The organism is Alcanivorax sp. DP30, assembly GCF_009882945.1.
GTDB lineage: Bacteria > Pseudomonadota > Gammaproteobacteria > Pseudomonadales > Alcanivoracaceae > Alcanivorax.
Map to the genome: position 1 here is coordinate 272,336 of NZ_WTUY01000004.1, position 17,636 is coordinate 289,971.

17 protein-coding genes are annotated in these 17,636 nt (G+C 55.6%); 7 read left to right on the forward strand and 10 right to left on the reverse strand.

Annotated features, from left to right (window positions below; all coding sequences use genetic code 11):
- Positions 1–162: 162 nt before the first annotated feature.
- The 9 genes from GQF00_RS16820 to GQF00_RS07615 are packed head-to-tail and all read right to left on the reverse strand — an operon-like array spanning position 163 to position 9,976.
- Positions 163–1,560 carry an AgmX/PglI C-terminal domain-containing protein gene (locus GQF00_RS16820; protein ID WP_161318567.1) on the reverse strand — a complete coding sequence of 466 codons (1,398 nt, stop codon included), beginning with the start codon at positions 1,558–1,560 and terminating at the stop codon, positions 163–165.
- A gap of 23 nt (positions 1,561–1,583) precedes the next feature.
- Entirely contained in the window at positions 1,584–2,069 is a 486-nt protein-coding gene (locus GQF00_RS07580; protein ID WP_202560420.1) for a biopolymer transporter ExbD, read from the reverse strand.
- Positions 2,066–2,548 (reverse strand): biopolymer transporter ExbD, encoded by a 483-nt coding sequence (locus tag GQF00_RS07585; protein ID WP_161318568.1) that lies wholly within the window; start codon positions 2,546–2,548, stop codon positions 2,066–2,068. The genes GQF00_RS07580 and GQF00_RS07585 overlap by 4 nt, the downstream gene beginning before the upstream one ends.
- Positions 2,549–2,558: 10 nt before the next feature.
- Positions 2,559–3,278 (reverse strand): MotA/TolQ/ExbB proton channel family protein, encoded by a 720-nt coding sequence (locus GQF00_RS07590; protein ID WP_161318569.1) that lies wholly within the window; start codon positions 3,276–3,278, stop codon positions 2,559–2,561.
- 32 nt (positions 3,279–3,310) lie between these two features.
- Positions 3,311–3,595 (reverse strand): hypothetical protein, encoded by a 285-nt coding sequence (locus GQF00_RS07595; protein ID WP_202560421.1) that lies wholly within the window; start codon positions 3,593–3,595, stop codon positions 3,311–3,313.
- A gap of 14 nt (positions 3,596–3,609) precedes the next feature.
- Positions 3,610–4,200 (reverse strand): tetratricopeptide repeat protein, encoded by a 591-nt coding sequence (locus GQF00_RS07600; protein ID WP_161318570.1) that lies wholly within the window; start codon positions 4,198–4,200, stop codon positions 3,610–3,612.
- Positions 4,197–7,487 (reverse strand): tetratricopeptide repeat protein, encoded by a 3,291-nt coding sequence (locus GQF00_RS07605; protein WP_161318571.1) that lies wholly within the window; start codon positions 7,485–7,487, stop codon positions 4,197–4,199. Before GQF00_RS07605 ends, GQF00_RS07600 begins: the two co-directional genes overlap by 4 nt.
- Positions 7,484–9,466: a lipopolysaccharide assembly protein LapB gene (locus GQF00_RS07610; RefSeq protein ID WP_161318572.1), complete on the reverse strand. Its 1,983-nt coding sequence runs from the start codon at positions 9,464–9,466 to the stop codon at positions 7,484–7,486. Before GQF00_RS07610 ends, GQF00_RS07605 begins: the two co-directional genes overlap by 4 nt.
- A 3-nt stretch (positions 9,467–9,469) precedes the next feature.
- Positions 9,470–9,976, reverse strand: coding sequence for a hypothetical protein (locus GQF00_RS07615; protein WP_161318573.1), 507 nt, complete (start codon positions 9,974–9,976; stop codon positions 9,470–9,472).
- A 318-nt stretch (positions 9,977–10,294) separates the two neighbouring features.
- Between GQF00_RS07615 and GQF00_RS07620 the strand changes: the two genes are divergently transcribed.
- Both GQF00_RS07620 and GQF00_RS07625 read left to right on the forward strand, forming a co-directional pair.
- Entirely contained in the window at positions 10,295–11,194 is a 900-nt protein-coding gene (locus tag GQF00_RS07620; RefSeq protein WP_161318574.1) for a YihY/virulence factor BrkB family protein, read from the forward strand.
- Between the two features lie 77 nt (positions 11,195–11,271).
- A complete protein-coding gene (locus GQF00_RS07625; protein WP_161318575.1) occupies positions 11,272–12,501 on the forward strand; it encodes a lytic murein transglycosylase in 1,230 nt (409 codons plus the stop codon).
- A gap of 31 nt (positions 12,502–12,532) precedes the next feature.
- Here GQF00_RS07625 and GQF00_RS07630 read toward each other — a convergent pair whose 3' ends face one another.
- Positions 12,533–13,441: a LysR family transcriptional regulator gene (locus GQF00_RS07630; RefSeq protein WP_161318576.1), complete on the reverse strand. Its 909-nt coding sequence runs from the start codon at positions 13,439–13,441 to the stop codon at positions 12,533–12,535.
- A gap of 109 nt (positions 13,442–13,550) precedes the next feature.
- Here GQF00_RS07630 and GQF00_RS07635 point away from each other — a divergent pair, with 109 nt between their 5' ends.
- The 5 genes from GQF00_RS07635 to GQF00_RS07655 all read left to right on the forward strand — a co-directional run bounded on the left by GQF00_RS07635 (position 13,551) and on the right by GQF00_RS07655 (position 17,559).
- Positions 13,551–14,306, forward strand: a complete 756-nt coding sequence (locus GQF00_RS07635) for an SDR family oxidoreductase (RefSeq protein WP_035246190.1) — start codon at positions 13,551–13,553, stop codon at positions 14,304–14,306.
- Positions 14,307–14,370: 64 nt separating this feature from the next.
- Complete coding sequence (locus GQF00_RS07640) at positions 14,371–14,625, forward strand: hypothetical protein (protein WP_161318577.1); 255 nt, start codon at positions 14,371–14,373, stop codon at positions 14,623–14,625.
- A 16-nt stretch (positions 14,626–14,641) separates the two neighbouring features.
- Positions 14,642–15,223: a TMEM175 family protein gene (locus tag GQF00_RS07645; RefSeq protein ID WP_161318578.1), complete on the forward strand. Its 582-nt coding sequence runs from the start codon at positions 14,642–14,644 to the stop codon at positions 15,221–15,223.
- A gap of 4 nt (positions 15,224–15,227) precedes the next feature.
- Positions 15,228–16,391 carry a low temperature requirement protein A gene (locus GQF00_RS07650; protein WP_161318579.1) on the forward strand — a complete coding sequence of 388 codons (1,164 nt, stop codon included), beginning with the start codon at positions 15,228–15,230 and terminating at the stop codon, positions 16,389–16,391.
- Positions 16,392–16,437: 46 nt separating this feature from the next.
- The gene (locus GQF00_RS07655; RefSeq protein ID WP_161318580.1) at positions 16,438–17,559 is read left to right on the forward strand and encodes a PQQ-dependent sugar dehydrogenase; all 1,122 of its coding nucleotides are present in this window, start codon (positions 16,438–16,440) and stop codon (positions 17,557–17,559) included.
- Positions 17,560–17,636 lie beyond the last annotated feature (77 nt).

Here is a 17,636-nt window from a genome sequence, read left to right on the forward strand (position 1 = left end):
CCGCTCAAAGAACTGCAAGGCAGGCAGGTGTTTCTTCCAACACCAAAACACAACGCCCAAAAAGGTATGGGATGCATCTGAGTAGCCGGTATGGCCGAGCGGCAAGGCAAAAAAAAGGCGCCTGTCCTGGTCCGGACGACGCCTTCTCTCCCGCCTTTAAAACTAACCTGCAGGCAGGAAGTCGATGGGGTAGAGGATCTTCGTCTGCGGCACACCTTCCTTGGGCCCGAAGTTGAACATCTTCACACGCATAACAATCTTCTGGCCCAGGGTCGGAGAATCCAGATCCGAGGATTTCACCCGACAGGCCGACACTGAACCGTCCGGCTCGATCACCAGTTCCAGCACCATTTTGCCCCGCAAACTGGGATTGTTACGCAGCTCCCGGTTGTAGATCCGGTAGAGCGCAGACTTGTAGCGATCGAAGACAATCTGGATCTCTTCGTCAGTACGTGACGGACCGGCACCCTTGGTGAGCGGGCGAGCGCTTTCCTTGACACTGGCCGCCACAGCACTCTGTACCTGGCCGGTGGAAAGGCCACTGCCGCTGATGGCGTTACCACCACCACTGCCAACACCTCCACGGCTCACCGAGCTGGCCGCCGCCACACCGCCACTGCCACCTGCGGAGGCGGTGATAAGTGCCCGGGAACCTGCCGCACCATTGGCTGCGGCCGCCCCCGTTGCCCGACTACCCGAAATTTTGGCTTCCGCCCCCAGGTTGGAGGTCATGGAATCATCCATCAGGTCAGAGAACATATCGCTATGGGCCAGCACCCCTTTGGTTTCAGCGGTCTTGCGCGCCTTCTTGATCTCTTCAGGCTTTGGCTCGTCCTTCTTCGCCACCTTGGGCTCTTCCGGTTTGGGCTCGTCGTCTTTCCTGGCCTGCTCCTGTTTCTTCTCAACAGGTTTTGGCTTGGCTTTTTCCTTCACCAGCTTGGCCAGACGCTCGGGAATTTCGATCTCCTTGTTAGGATCCGGTGGCGGCAATACCCAGATTGCCGGAATACCACCAATGAGGAACATCAGGAGCAACGAAATCAGCAGTATCTTGCGCTGCCGCTTCTCGTCCTCTTCTGCTCTGGACCAGGGCAACAATCCAGCCGCAAAGACTTTCTCTTCGTCCGCGTCTCGCTCAATGACAAAATCGAACTTGGCGTTTTCCAGTTCCTCGGTGACTTCAGCCAGGTGAAAGTTGAGTTCATTGATATTGCCCTGATGCCAGGCAATTTTTTCATTCAATGAACCCTGCGCTTCATCCAGCACCTTGAGTTCGTCGTTGAACTGTTCGGCCACATCGCGAGTACGGGCGATCTTTTGCTCATGCTCCGCCTCGGACACGCCCTCACCCCAGAAGAGCGACGCAGCTCCCATTTCATGCAGCTGGTCCAGTGATTCGCAAATCACACCCAGCAACTGAAACTTCTGGCGCTGCGGCGCCTTTTCCGTCAGTTCGGTTTCAACTTTTCGCAGCTCTTCCTGCAGGTCGGTGAGCGCTTGCTGCTCGCTTTCCACCCGTCCTATCAGGTCCTGCTGTCGCCGTGCTAATGATGTATTCACAGGATCTGCCAATCTGGAAATTATTATTTCTGATTAACCGCAAGTGAAATCTTGGTGTATCCGGCAGCGGTACATGACGCCATCACGCGTTTCATTACGCTGTAATGCACCTTGCGATCAGCCATGATCGTCACCTCGGTACTCTTGTCTTCTTCTTCTTCGGCCCCCAGACCGATGGAACTCTCCCGGATTTCCACCATGCGGTCACGAATCGGCGCAATAATGCCTTTGTCGTTCTCCAGCACTTCGGCCATGGAGACGACCGCCTCGCCTTTCACGATCACCTGGTCCGCATTGACGGTCACCACCACAGTTTCCCGCGGCTTGGTTTCGACAATGGAATCCGGCAGCTTCACATCCTTGGGCGGCTCCAGCGGAGTATCCGACTGGTTTACCAGCAGATAGAGCAGCAGGATGGTGAAGATATCCATCAAAGAGGTCAGATTCAGACTGGAGCCTGACTTGTTCCCGATCCGCGCCAGTCGGCGCATTCGACGCTGGTTTCTCATGGCGCATCCCCTATGGAAATATCAGGGAACAGCACCTCGGACTCATCCGGGCCATCTTCCTGCTCAATTTTGTGGATCTTCACCGTATCCATCACAGCGATCATGTCGTTGTATTCAATATCCGGCTCAAGAAGCACAGTGACATCTTCCTTTTCCGGGTGCTTTTCTTTCAGCCTGCGCAGCTCTTCAGTCAGTCCCGCCAGGTCATACTCACCATCCTTGCTGGGGAAGCGGTCGGTGATCACCTTGCCATTACTGATTTCCAGTGCGTCCTTACGCACCATCACCTCAATATTGACCTTGGGCTTGTCCGCCACTTCACCTCCAGAACCGGAGGGCAGGTTGAGCTCCTGAATGGAAACCTGGGAAAACACCGCGGTTGCCAGCAGGAAGGGGATCAGAACCACCATCAGGTTCATGAACGAGGTGACGTCCAGTTCCGCTTCAGGCAGCTGCTTTTTATGTGTTTTGCGTGCCATGACTTACCACTCAGCTGGAGGCTTCGGCGGAGGTATCGCCCTCTTCCTCATTCTTTTCTTCTTCCTGGTCCGCTTCGTTGGAAGCAGGCGGCGCCTGGAAACCACGACGGGACAGGGTGCTGATCAGCTTGAGGGTTTTCACAGAAATCATTTCCAGGCTACCCACGATGGCAGCAGTCTTGGAGTTGACCATGTTGAAACACACCAACAGCGGAATTGCAGCAATCAAACCAAACGCTGTGGTGTTCATCGCCATCGCGATAGAACTGGACAGCAGCGCTGATTTCTCTGCCGGGTTGGCATTGGCTACCGCCTCAAATGCAGAAATCAAACCGATAATGGTACCCAGCAGCCCCAACAGGGTGGCCACATTGGCAAACATGGAGATATATACCGTGCGCGCTTCCAGCTGTGGCGTAATTTCCATCATCGCTTCTTCCATGGCGATTTCGATATCGTCACGGCGGCGCACGGTACCCTGGACTTCCAGCCCCATGGTCAGAAGCTGGCCCACTGCCGAATTACTGGCTTCCACCATCTGGCGAGCCTTATCGAAGTCCCCCTTTACCAGCAACGGATGGATATCATTCCATGTGCGCCGGTTAGCTCGCTCAAGAAGCTTCAGCTTGATAAAACGCTCGACGGCAAAGGCGCCACCCAGGATCCCCACAATCAGGATCGGGTACATCCAGAAACCGCCATCCTGGAAAAATTTGATAATAACGTTCATGACTTCACTCTTCCTCAGAACCTAATGGTTGATTATTTTTCAGTGCCTTCCGTGCTTACCTGATAAAACTCCAGCTCCCGCATGAATACCGGCTTGTCTACCGGTGTCATGTCCTCATTGAGAAGACTGGAAGTCAGATCCGTTTCCAGTCCGATTTCGGAAGTTTTCCAGGGCACGATGTACAGGGACTTGGGGGCGTCGTTATTCCCCATTACAGACATCCCTGATATTTCCTTGGTTTCCTGAGCAGTACCTTCTGCCTGAACCCAGGCAGGCAGAAGGCACAGCAGGAAAAACATATAAGCAAGCTGTCTCATGATGCCTCCCTTGCCTATTGCGTTCGCATTTCCAGATCCGAAATCCAGATCTGCACATCTTGATCGTCCGGCGTCACTGCGCTGTATGCCTGGTAGGCATCCAGTGCGCACTGGTAATCCTTGATATAGATATCACACAGCACGCCCAGGTTTTTGTTGGCCAACGCAAACTTTGGATATTTTGTCAGAATTTTTTCGTAAGTCTTTCGCGCCTCGATAAACTGTCCCATTTTTCTGAGGAGCAGTGCGTACTCATTATTCGCGACGGGATTTTCTGGCTCCAATTCCAGCGCAAGTTCCAGTTTTTCCCTGGCCTTGTCTGGTGATTCAAGCTTTTTGTAAGCGATAGCCATATTGATATAGGGCACCGCACTGGTGTTATTCTGGGCAACTAGCTTCTCAAGTTGATCGATGCCCGCCTGATAATTTTCCTGATCCATTTGCAGCATGGCAGCATTGAACAAGGCGTTCTGCGCATCATCTAACACGATATTGCCGGCGGACTCTCGAGGGCCCGATGTGGTTGCGCAGCCGCTAACCATAAGAGTTATCAGCAACCCAACAGTTGGTGACATGATTCGAAGAGAGCTCAGTCGCATTTTCATGACTCCACTTCCTCGGTAGACGCTGTCTCGGCCGGAACCACAGCCGCACCTGCGGCCTTTTCACCGGTATCATTTTCAGGCGACGCTTCAGTCGTGCCGACCGCCTCGTTTTCACCAGCCTTCTCCAAAGAAGAATCTGGGGCGGACTCATGCGTCGATACCGTTTCATTCTTTTCAGCAACGACCGAAGCGTCGCTGGCAACACCGGCTTCAATCGCGTCACCAGCAAGAGCCTCTTTCTCCAATGGCGTCACCGGCAATCGGGGATTTACCAGTGACTGGTAACTCACATTATTGACCATCGTAATAAAGCCACTACTTTCCTCAAACTTGGCATAGCGGCCAGGCATCACCTTGGAAAGCCTGGCAATACTCTTGTCCACCCAATCGTTGTAGACACCCACATCAATCAGCCCCACGTTTTTCTCGTGAATGTCGATGGATTTTTCTTCGAAAGGATAGGACTGCTCATCCAGAAGGAATTCATACTGCTGCATTTCCAGCTCACTCAAACCGCTGGGACGTTCTGAATTCAACAGCGAGCGACTAAAGTTGTAGTAGATTTCCGCAATGTAGTACGTCGCTGCCGCCGTCACCTCACCAATTTCGTAATCCACCAATTTACCGAAGGCAGAATTTGCTGCCTTCATGGCATCGCGCTTTTGACGCAGACTGGTTTCAAATGGCTGGGTCAGCTTGAGCTCGGCAAACTCGTCATACATCGGCTCGGTGAGGGTCAGGTGTGCGGTACCGGCCAGGTAGCGCATACGATCAGTACGATCATCTGCTCCTGCTTGAGAATACACATTCACCAGTGCATTCAGTTCGTTGTGATAGCCCGCAATATCGCCTCTGGATTTAAGAATACCGGCAATTGCGCTATGCATTTCCATCACCGGTTCACGGGGGGCCGGGAAGTACGCGATAAAGCGACGACGAACATCGATGGCCTTATCCTTGTCATCCACTTCCATGTAAAGATCAGCAGCAACCTTCAACGCTTCGCGACGAATACCCTCATCATCACTCTCACTTTCGATGCGCTCATATTCTGCCGCAGCCAGCGCCAGCTTGCCGTCTTCGCTGTAAACCTGTGCCAGTTTCTTGGTGACATCCGCCTGGAGTTCGTGATCAGGATAATTATCGCGGAATGCCCTCAGCACATTCGCGGAGCGGGTCCAGTCTTCCAGTTTGATCAGTGCCGTTGCTGCATCGTAGTCAGCAGCAGGACGCAGCCTGGATTGCGGCGCCGCCTGACCTACACGCAGAAAATGCTCTGCCGCCATCAAGAACTGGCCTTCGTCATTGGCTTGTTCACCCTGCTTGTAAATGGAGGCGGCCAGATTCTCCACCAGCTCACCACGACTCGGGTCATCCGGGGCCGTCAGAGTCAGCACATTCTGGTAAGAGGCTTCAGCATCAGCGAACTTCTCCAGCTCGAAGGATGAATGCGCCACGATCAGCCAACCGGAACGGCGTTCTTCCCGGGGCGCCTGCGGGAACATTTCCAGCATCTTGCGACCGGTTGTCACTGCGAAGGTGTAATCCTTCATGGCAAAGATATCTTCCAGCGCGGCGTTCATGACCAAGGACGCCTTTTCGTGCTCCGGGAATGCCTCTGAAAAACGCAGGGAGCTGCGAATCACATCACGCTTGACCGTATCCTTGCTCTCTTGCTCCGCCACCTCCAGGTTCTTACGGTGGGTATACACTGCTGCGTAACCTGCCGCAGACGCTTTCTCGTGAGCCGGGTAATCATAGGCGGTACGCTCATATTCCAGCGCAGCCTCATGATAGGACTTGTTCTCCAGCAACAGGTCTGCCAGCTGATAGTTCATTACCGGCGCCTGCTTGTCCTTCGGGAAAGAGTCGAGGAATTCGTGGTACCAGTGCTGTGCTTCAACAAAGTTGTCGGCCCGTTGTTTGGAAAAGTCCCTGTTCTGGTACATGGCGTGGTAGTAATTTGCCAGTTCGGTCAGTGTGGACTTGAGCAATGCCAGCACGTCCGGGTAGGACGCCACTTCAAAGTGCTGCCAGTATTTCGACTTCAGGCCATAGCTGGTGGCAAATTCCTTGTTGGCATCAATAACCAGTTTCGGAAAGCCCCCTTTCTTGTAGATCTCGATGACCCGCATATCAAAGTGCGGCGCCACCTTGTGATAGGGATTGAGCTCTACAAAAGTTTTATAGGAAGACGCTGCATCCGCATAGCGACGCTTATCGAGATAGTACTCGCCCAGATTGCGGTAGATATCCACTTCATAGCTGCGCTCGCCATTTTTCTTGAAGTAGTTGACCACGGAATCCGGGCCGCCCATGGCAGAAAAACTCAGACTGATAACCCGGAAGGTATCATCAACGCGCTTCTGCTCAATATCATCTTCCGGGCTGTCGAAGTCGTAACCAATACTGATCTTGTGGTCGAGCAAGGCCACAAACTGGTCCATGCCTTCTTCAAGCATGTCCTGCTTGTAGAAGGTCCAACCCAGCTTGTAGAGCGACAGCTCGTAGTAAAAAGAACCCGGCCCCATGTTAACGATGGCCAGGTAGGCGTTTTCTGCGTCCAGATATTTCTTGCGCGTAAAGTAATACTCACCACGCCGAAACTGGATTTCATCAATGTAATCGGAATTCGGGTATTCAGATGCGATGCGGTTCATTACACCAATGGCTTCATCCACTCGCCCCAGCTCTTCATAGGCCCGTGTCATCTGATAGAGCACTTGATCGTTACGCTCGTACATCGGGTATTTTTCAAGCAATTGCTTGTAAAGCCCAATGGCTTCTTCTGCGCTCTTGTTTTCCAGACCATTGGCAACCTGGTCTTCCGGCACTGCACCAACTGTTGTCGGCAAATCTGTCTGGGTGGTTCGGTTTTCGAATTCGGACTCCGACTCCTGATCACCAACCACCGCGATGCCGGAAGCCGCAGCTTCCGCAGCTGTGGACAGTGCTGATTTCTCCGGCGCATCCATTGCCGCGACTGCAGCACCAGTAGCCGGCGCGGTCACGCCCACCCCCGGGCTCTCGAAAGTGCCGTATTCACGCTCGATTTTCAGATCGGCAAGACGACGAATCGCCTCCGGCGTCATGGCCGACTCCGGGGTTTCTTCCAGGAAATTCCGGTAACCCTGCATGGCCTTTTCGATGCCACCCTCGATAACCTCATCGGAAAGATCCAGCTTCACATTACGCAGTTCGGCAATGGTGCCTTTTTCCGATACCGACGCACAGGAGGCCAGCATCACGGAGGTGGCAAGCAAACCCACAAAACGAAAAGGCATCATGGCGTGCTAGCCTCCCCGTCTTTTTCTCCGACAGCAGCGTCATCCGATGCTTCACCACCGGCCTTACCTGCCTCTCTGATCTGCATCATTTTCTGCTGCGCTGCTTCCTGCTGGGCCTTCACCGCGCGGTCATAGCTTTCTGCCATCGCGAAGCGCGCCTGAATCTGGTATTGATCGATACGCTCACGGCGCTGCCTGAGTTCGTTGATCGCCATTTTCTCCAGCATGTGGCCCACGCCATTCATGAGGTGCGCCACCGTCTTGTTGGCACGGTCGATCTTGGCCCGCGCCCTGACAATCTGCTCTTCATAGCCTTTATAGCTTTGCGTCGCCGCCTGGCGATTACGTACGTAGGAGGCATAGAGAGCCTCCATTCTCGCAACGTCGGCTTCCAGTTCGCGGAGGTGCTCGAAGGCCTCAGTCAGACGATCCTGGTAATCCTGATTCACATTCCAGCTGAGCACGCCTCGCAGCCGCCTGATGCGTCGGCGCGCGTCAACACCTGCAGGGCTCTCATCGTTCTGGTATTGACGCTCAAGCTGATCGAGCTGCATGGAGACAATCCGCTCATTCGCAGTAATCAGCATTTCCGGACGCGGAGCGACCAGCAAACGCTGCAGACGATCGCGAATGCTGTCGCGCTGCTCCATGCGAAGCAAAATTCGGGAATCCAGTTCGCGGAAACGGGCATCAATACCCGGCAACAATGGTTCGTAGTAACGGCGGCGCATTTCGATCAGATCTTCGTAGGCTGAAAGGTTTTCTTGCCATGCCCTCATTCGCCGGCGCATATCTTCCAGATCCAGATAGTTTTTTAACAGCACCTGAAAGTCATTGGATGCCATCAAGTCCATCAGATAATAGGTTTCCGGGGTTTCCGGCAGCTCACGCAGTCGAATCAGCCAGTTACTGTCCAACTTGATCTCTTCGCGCACCATTGCCTTGAAGAAGTTGCCGTTCTGAATGCTCTCGATGGAATCATTAAGGCGGACCTTTTCCACACTGAAGGCATCCAGCGCGCTGCCATACAGCACTGCCGCGCGGCCATGCATTTCCAGATTGGCGTAGGAATAGGGGACACCCAACAAGGTTTCCTGCACGGCCTTGTTGGTGGGATTACGCTTGAAAAGAATGGTCCAGGGAACCAGGGCACGATCAAAGCGCTGTAACGCCACATCAGACCAGCCTGATCCCAGCAACGCCTTGTTGGAGAACGGCCCGTCGAGCCGAACCCGGTCAAGATACTGCTTCGCTTCTTCCGGTTTCTCTGCTTCCAGCAAACGATAGCCCAGCACCAGGTTGGCCTTGTCACGAATACCCAGCGATGGCTCGTCTTTTTTGCTCACCTTGATTTGACCAGTCTTGTCCAGCTGGTCGAGGCCCTTCTTTTCTTGTCCGGAGAGAATCAGGGCAATACCCAGGTTGTACCCCGCAAAGCCTTCATAGCCGGGCACCTTTTCCAGTTTTTCCAGTATGTCGATGGCTTCACTGAATCGACCATTCACAGTGTAGATCTGCGCACGCAGCAGGCGTTCATCATCTCGCACACTTTCCGGTACCTTGCCTTCGATACGGTCGATGGCATGCACCGCATTCAGCTTTTCGCCTTTCTCGTAAAAGATTCGGGCTAATCGGTAGGCGGCTTCATTCTTGACCGGCTGCTCCACATCGCCTTCCAATACTGCGCTGATAGCGCGACCGGCCTTGCGATGCATCCGATAGGAGAGCTCAAAGTCCCCCACGGAAAACTCGGCATAGCTGGAATGAATGTGCAGCGGGTCCAGGTTCCGCTCATCCACCCGATAGTACTGCTCAAGCTCGGCGTCCAGCCGGGAGATAGCATCAAAGTACAGCCCTTGCTGGGCGTAATAGAATGCCTCCCCCAGGAACAGATCCCGAGGCTGCTGATCAGAAATCTCGTCAGCCCAGGCAGGCACCATGGCGCACAGCCCGAACAGCACAACGTGTCGCAGAGCCATGAATTACCGGTCTTTGAAATTGATGGTGTTACCCGAATCAAACAGGCTGATTTCGACCAGGCGCGGTCCCTGTTCCTTGCTGAAGGTGTGGGTGGCGGCCTCCTGGAAATCCTGGCCTGATACAGTCACTTCAAGCTTGTGCTGCCCTTCCCGCACATTGCCGGTATAGATGCGCTGCACCCCCCCGGACTTGAGAGCCTCCAGCTCCTTGTGGGTATAGACGTGGTGCATGACATCTTCGCCATCCACACGGATATCCACGGAATCCACCCGTGCATCCGGATCTGCCGCCATGGAGACGAATACGGAAACCTGGGTATTGGAGGGGTAGATCAGCTTCTCTTCCAACTGCAACAGCTCGGCAGAAATGGCAAGCACATCCTGCTTGATATCCTGAACCTGCTCGTCCAGACCTTTGATCTTGTCACGAGACACGTCATCCGCCGCACTGGCGAGCTGCGCCAAGACCAACATCATGGCCAGCGTCAGGCCCTTCATCACTTCCAACATATCGACCCCGGGGCGAGCCCCTCCAGAATTCTTTTAGGCCATATGATCACGAAGCAGATAATCAAATCATCCGACTGGTACTCATTTTTATAAGTTGAAAGCATTACTTTTTTATATATAACAAGTACCTAGCCTGCACCGTTAAAGGGTGATATCCGAACCCCGCATTGAATAAATGCCAGATGGCAAAGCCCTCCACCCCATCAGCGCTACCGCTCATACCCCGCAATCACCCGATTTATGAACCGCATCACACCCCCCTTTCTCCATCACGGCAAGTACGGCACACTCTCTGCACAGGCAAACTATCGAGGCGTAATGACCACATTCCTCACTCATGGACTGAACATCCTAAAGCGGGCAGCGCGATTGTGGCTGGACAGTAATGCGGGCAGCTATGCCGGATCACTGGCCTTTTTCACTCTGTTTTCTCTGGCGCCAGTAATCATTCTGGCGGTAAAGGTCACCTCCCTGGTGATGACCAGCGATGTGGCCATGTCGGAAATTCTTGCCCAGCTGGAGAGCACCGTCGGACCTGCGGCTACGGACGAGATCCGCAACCTGATCGCCAAGACCCAGACGCCTAGCCAGGGATTGCTGGCGGGCGCGCTCAGCCTGCTGGTCATGGTCATCGGCGCCACCACTGTGTTTGGCCAAATGCAGCACTCCATGAACACCATCTGGGACGTTGCTCCCCGGCCCTCTCGCAACACTATCGTGGCATTGATAAAAAGCCGCCTGCTGTCACTGACCGTGGTAATTTCGCTTGGCTTTGTCCTGCTCGTCTCGCTATTACTGAACGTCTTTGTCCAATCGCTCATGGCGTATGCCAGCGACTGGATTCCGTTTCACGGCAGCCTGGCCGTGGCCATGGAAATGCTGGTCTCGTTATTGGTCATCACCCTCCTTTTTGCCACCATGTTTCGTGTGCTGCCGGACGTGGTACTGCAAATGAAGGATGTATTTCTGGCTGCCCTCATTACCGCCCTGCTGTTCTCCATCGGCCGCGCCCTTATCGCCCTATATCTGACGTATACCGCAACCGCCTCCAGCTACGGCGCCGCCGGTTCACTGGTGGTATTACTGATGTGGGTCTACTACTCCTCCATGATCCTGCTGTTTGGCGCGGCCTTGGCACGCGCCATCTGTGAACATCGAAATATCGACGTTCGCCCACGCAGCACCGCCATTCGCGTGCGCCGAGAACTGGTTCACTGAGTTTTTTACAGCCCCGCCCGATGCGGACAGGTATCCTTGGCATTTACCACCCCCTATCGAAATTGCCTGGAGAGTGCATGTCCGCTGTACGCCTGCTGCCCCTCATTGTTCCTGCCCTGTTCATTTCCCAGCCAGCCCTGGCAGTGAATACCGGGAAAACACTCACGGAAGAGGCTTTTCGCCAGTGCGTCACCACCCTGGAAGCCGATGCCATTGCGGCAGGCCTGCCGGAAAAGACGGTCAGGGATAACCTGGCCGGCGTCAGCCTCAATGAAAAAGTCATCGAACTGGATCGCAGCCAACCGGAATTCACCAGCAGCTTTGCCGACTATTACACTCGCCGGGTCAGTGACACCCGGGTGGCCAGCGGCCGCCAGCGCTATCAGGATCTGCAACCCCTGCTACACCAGCTGACACAGGAATATGGCATTCCCGGCCACTACCTGGTGGCCTTCTGGGGGCTGGAAACCAATTACGGCGGCTATCTGGGCTATATTCCCACTCTGGATGCTCTCAGCACGCTCTCCTGCGAAGGGCGGCGCGGGGAGTACTTCAAGGGCGAGCTATTCAATGCCCTGCGCATTCTCGACCGCGGCGATGTGGCGCTGAAGAACATGCAAGGTTCCTGGGCCGGCGCCATGGGGCAGACCCAGTTCATGCCTGCCATTTTTCTACGCTATGCCATCGACCACGATGGCGACGGCAAACGAAACCTGTGGGGCAGCGAGCGGGACGCACTGGCCTCTGCGGCCAATTTTCTTCGCGATCTGGGCTGGGAAAAGGAGCAACGCTGGGGCAGGGAGATCTCCCTGCCGGACAATTTCGACTATTCCCTCAGTGGCCTGGGTAGCAAGCGAAGTCTCACTGAATGGGCAACCATGGGCGTGCGCATGCCCGATGGCAGCCCGCTGCCTGCCGCGGACATGCAGGCATCCGTGATCGTGCCGTCCGGTCATAACGGCCCGGCGTTTCTCGCCTACCAGAACTTCCGCGTCATCATGGGCTGGAACCGCTCCGAGTCCTACGCCATCGCGGTGGGCCGCCTGGCGGACCGCATCGCCGGCGCCGGCGCCCTATCACAGCCCCCCCCGCAGGCACCCCGGCTCGACCGGGAGCAGGTCACCCGCCTGCAGCGCATCCTCAATGAGCAGGGCTTTGACGCCGGCGAAGAAGATGGGCTGATGGGGCCCGGCACCCGCAAGGCCATCGCCCGCTACCAACAGGCCAACGATCTGGTCGCCGATGGTTTCCCGGGTGAAGACGTGCTGACTCGCATCGGCGCCTACCCTGGCCCCCCAGGAGAATAAGCCGGGGGATGCCGGAGTTCGCCAAGCCTGACTACGCCATCCCCAGCACCTTGTCTTTGAGCACCGGCACGACCCAGTCAATAAAGGCTTCAAGGCGTCGGGTCATATGTTCCCGGTGCGGATACAACAGGGTGATGGGCATGGGGGGCGGCACGGCGTCCGGCAGCACGCTGACCAGGCGGCCAGAGTCCAGATGATGGCGCACATCATAGTGCGGCACCTGTATCATCCCCAGCCCTGCCAGGGCACAGGCGATCAGCGCTTCTGCGGTATTCACCGTGACACGGGACGGCAGCGGCACACTCTCCAGCCGGTCGCCCTGACGGTATTCCCAGCTTTCCACCCTGCCGGTCATCGACGACACAAACGCCACAATGGGATGGGATGACAGATCCTTCGGGGTGGCCGGTCGGCCATACCGGGCCAGATAGGCCGGGCTGGCGCAATTGCACAGCGGCAAGCTTCCCAGCGGCCGGGCAATCAGGTTGCTGTCGGTCAGCTCCCCCACCCGAATCACGCAATCCACGCCTTCACTCACCAGATCCACAGCCCGGTCGGTGACCCCCATCTGGATATCAATATCCGGGTAACGATTCAGGAAATCCGGCAACGCCGGCGCCAGAATTCGTCGTCCCAGACGCCCGGGCACATTGATGCGCAGCTTGCCTTGGGGGCGGCGATCATTGGCCACAAATGCCCCCTGCAACTGTTCATAATCCTGCAACAGTGTCACGCACTTCTGATAGAGAAAATGGCCCTCCTCGGTAACCTTGATGGCCCGGGTGGTGCGGTTCAGCAGACGCGCGCCCATCTCGGCCTCCAGTTCCTTGATGGCCGTGGACACGGTGGAACGGGGAATTTCCAGGCTCTCTGCGGCCCGGGTAAAGCTCAGGCAATCCACCACCCGGACAAAGATATGCATTCTTTCGAGACGGTCCATGCTTTTCCATTGTTCGTTATTTTCGACATATGCTGTCAGCTTACACCGGTTTATGCCCACGCCAAGCCTGCAGACAATGTCGACACCTTAACGAGCAGGAGCAAGACTGATGACGGATTACGGATTCAAGGACAAGGTAGTGTTGATTGCTGGCGGCGCCAAGAACCTGGGCGGCCTGTTGAGCCGGCAAATCGGTCGCGAAGGCGCCAAGGTCGTGGTGCATTACAACAGCGATGCCAGCCGCGCCGATGCAGAAGACACGGTCAAGGCGGTGAAAGACCTGGGTGGCGAGGCCTACATGACCCAGGGCGATCTGACCCGGCCGGCCAACGTGGAAGCACTGTTTCTGGAAGCCAAGGACAAGTTCGGCGGCATCGATGTGGCCATCAATACCGTGGGCAAGGTGTTGCGCAAACCGATCGTGGAAACCAGTGAAGAAGAATACGACTCCATGTTCGACATCAATGCCAAGTCCGCCTATTTCTTCATCAAGGAAGCGGGCAAACACCTGAACGATAATGGCAAGATCGTCACTGTACTCACCTCTCTGCTGGCCGCCTTTACCGATGGCTACTCCACCTATGCCGGCGGCAAGTCACCGGTAGAGCACTTCACCCGTGCCGCCGCCAAGGAATTCGGGGGGCGTGGTATCTCGGTCTCCGCGGTGGCCCCCGGCCCCATGGACACCCCCTTCTTTTACGGCCAGGAAACCCCGGAACGGGTGGCCTACCACAAGTCACAGGCCATGAACGGGGACCTGACCAAAATCGAGGACATCGCCCCCATCATCAAATTCCTGGCCACGGAAGGTTGGTGGATCACCGGCCAGACGATTTTCCCCAATGGCGGCTACACTACCCGGTAATGCCAGCCACTTACTCCAGGCGGGCACATAACGTGCCTGCCGCTCTTTTGACTGGGAGCCGCCCATGCATACGCTGACTGTCATTCTCGGAGGGCTGTTGTTGTTCGCCGTACTGGCGCTGACCGCCCGCCTGATCCCCTGGTTGCAACACCACCTGCTCGCCGTCTTCGCCCTGCTCTGGTTTATCGCTTCGGCCATCAATATGACCGTCGGCATTGTCCACGCCGGGTATTCTTTTATGGCGGAGTTACCGATCTTCTTTGTCGTGTTTCTGGTACCGGTGGCCCTCGCCAGTTTGATAAACCGAAAGCTCCTCTGAGGAGCGCACACAAACCATGGATACACACCGCTTGGAAGCCCTCAGCGATGGCGTTCTTGCCATTGCGATTACCATCATGGTGCTGGAGTTGAAAGCCCCGGACCAGGCCGGAACGGCGGGATTGCTATCCGTTGCCCCAACCTTTTTGTCCTATATCCTCAGCTTCGTTTACCTAGGCATTCACTGGAATAATCACCACCACCTTTTCATGGCCTGCCGTACTGTCACTGCGCCGGTGATGTGGGCCAACATGCACCTGCTGTTCTGGCTGTCGCTGATTCCTCTGACAACCGACTGGCTGGGAAAGAGCTCCTTTGCCGGTCTTCCCTCTGCAGTTTACGGTTTTGTGTTATTCATGGCTGCCATCGCCTACATTATCTTGCAACGTTGTGTGCTAGCCACCTACCCGGAATCGGCCCCACTCCGAAAGCGTTTCCATGCTGATACCAAGGGACGAATTTCCCTGCTCTTGTATCTGGCCGGCATCGCCATTTCCGGGGTGTCACCCTTTCTGGCAACCACCCTTTATGTCTTCGTCGCCATTTTATGGGTCATCCCCGACAAGCGCCTTGCGACCCACCTGAACGTGAAACCCTGACACCATGAAGAAACCATCCCTGCTGCGCATACCCGGCCACAACGATCACAAGGCCTCCTTTGTTGAGCTGTTTTTTGATCTGGTGTTCGTCTTTACCATCATCCAGTTATCTCACACGCTGTCGCATCATTTCAGCTTGAGCGGCTTTCTTGAAACCCTGCTTCTCGGCATTGCGATCTGGTGGATATGGATCTACACCACCTGGGTCACTAACTGGCTCGACCCGGACAAGAGCTCCGTACGAGGCATGTTGTTCTTCCTGATGTTTCTCGGGTTACTGATGTCCACGTCAATCCCCGATGCGTTTGGCGAGCGGGGCTGGCTATTTGCGGGAGCCTATGTCGCCATTCAGATTTTACGGTCTGCCTATATGCTGTACGCATTGAAGGGAACAGATAAGCAGAATTTTCGAAATTTTCAACGAATCACAATCTGGCTGACGGTCTCTTCCTTGTTCTGGGTAACCGGCACGTTTTTCCACCATGAGCAACGTCTGCTGATCTGGACAATTGCACTGACCCTGGAGTTTATTTCTCCGGCACTGGGCTTCCGGGTGCCCGGCCTGGGACATTCCTCGGAGAAGGACTGGAAAGTCTCTGGCGAACACATGGCTGAACGTTGTGCACTTTTTATTATTATTTGCCTTGGCGAAACCATTCTCGTCATGGGTAGCAATTTCACCGACATCGCTCCCAGTGCCATCAATCTGTTGGCCTTTGCCATCACCTTTATCACCACCATCAGTTTCTGGTGGCTGTACTTTCGTTTTGGCCACGAACGGGCCGCCCCTCTGATCGCCAATTCCAGCAACCCGGGCGGGCTGGCACGCTGGGCCTACACCTATGCCCATACACCCATTGTTATCGGGATCCTGATTACTGCAGTGGCCGCCGATTTCACATTGAGCCACTCACAACAAATCGCCACGATGGAAACTGCAGCGGCCATCATCGGCGGGCCGATGATCTTTCTTGCCGGAAACATGCTGTTCAAGACCATCACCAACGGGCGACCGCCCTTGTCTCACCTGTTCGGTCTGGTCACCTTGGGCATGCTTGCCTTCCCCCTGACAATCAGCAACCTGACACTGGCCACTCTGTGCACCATGGTATTGCTGATAACCGCGGCGTGGGAATGGCACTCCCTGGGCGGCACGGTTCAAACCTGACGACCAACATGTCATTCTCAAGCTCTGTTCTCATACGGAGTTCACCATGCACTCGTATCTTTTCCTGCTACTCGCCAGCCTGACTGTCACCGCCTGTGCGGATCACAACCCCACCCTGCAACCACGGAGCGACGCCAACGCAACCACCACGGTAATCACCGATGGCCTGCATCACCCCTGGTCACTGGCATTTGTTTCCGACAGCGAATGGCTAATTACCGAACGCCGCGGCACTCTGCGCCGGATCATGAACGGCGAGCTGCAGGCCAATCCGGTCAAGGGTGTCCCTGAGGTGATCGCAAAAGGACAGGGCGGGCTGCTGGATATGGCACGCCATCCAGACTTTGCCAGTAACCAGCGGCTGTACCTGAGCTACGCCAAACCCTGTCACGAAGGCGGCGGCACGACCGCCGTGGGCTACGGCACCTACCAGAGCGGCATCCTTGCCGACTTCCGCGATATCTATGTGGCTGAAAAATCCTGCACCAATACCGCCAAACATTTCGGCGGCAGAATCCTGTTCGATAATGACGGCTACCTGTTCCTGACCATCGGCGATCGTGGCCAACGGGACCGAGCCCAGGACACCGCCGACCCCGCGGGCAGCGTGCTCCGCCTGCATGATGACGGGCGCATTCCTGAAGACAATCCGCTGACCGGGCAGGCAGGTAAAGCCACCGAAATCTGGAGCTGGGGTCATCGCAATCCACAGGGGCTGGCTCTTCACCCGGAAACCGGCAACCCCTGGCTGAACGAACACGGTCCCCGTGGCGGTGACGAAATCAACGCCCCCGAACCAGGCACCAACTACGGCTGGCCGGTGATCACCTATGGCCGCGAATATTACGGCCCCAGCATTGGCGACACAGAAAAGAAAGGCTATGCCCAGCCGCTGCTGCACTGGACGCCCTCTATCGCGCCCTCCGGCATGGCCTTCATCACCAGCGACCGCTATCCGGGCTGGCAAGGCGATGTGGTGAATGGCGCACTGAAGCTGACCCACCTGAACAAGGTCAGCTTTGAGGATCAAACCCCCACAGATGAAATACGTATGCTGCAGGACCGCAACGAACGCATCCGCGATGTGCGCCAGGGCCCGGATGGTTATCTGTATCTGCTCACCGACAGCAGCAATGGCAAGCTGTTGCGACTCGAACCGGGGGAATAGAAGCAGTTGAACGTTTAACGTTCAAAGCGCGAAGACAGGTCATGACTGATTGAAGGGCTCGTCTCCGCGTTGAAAGG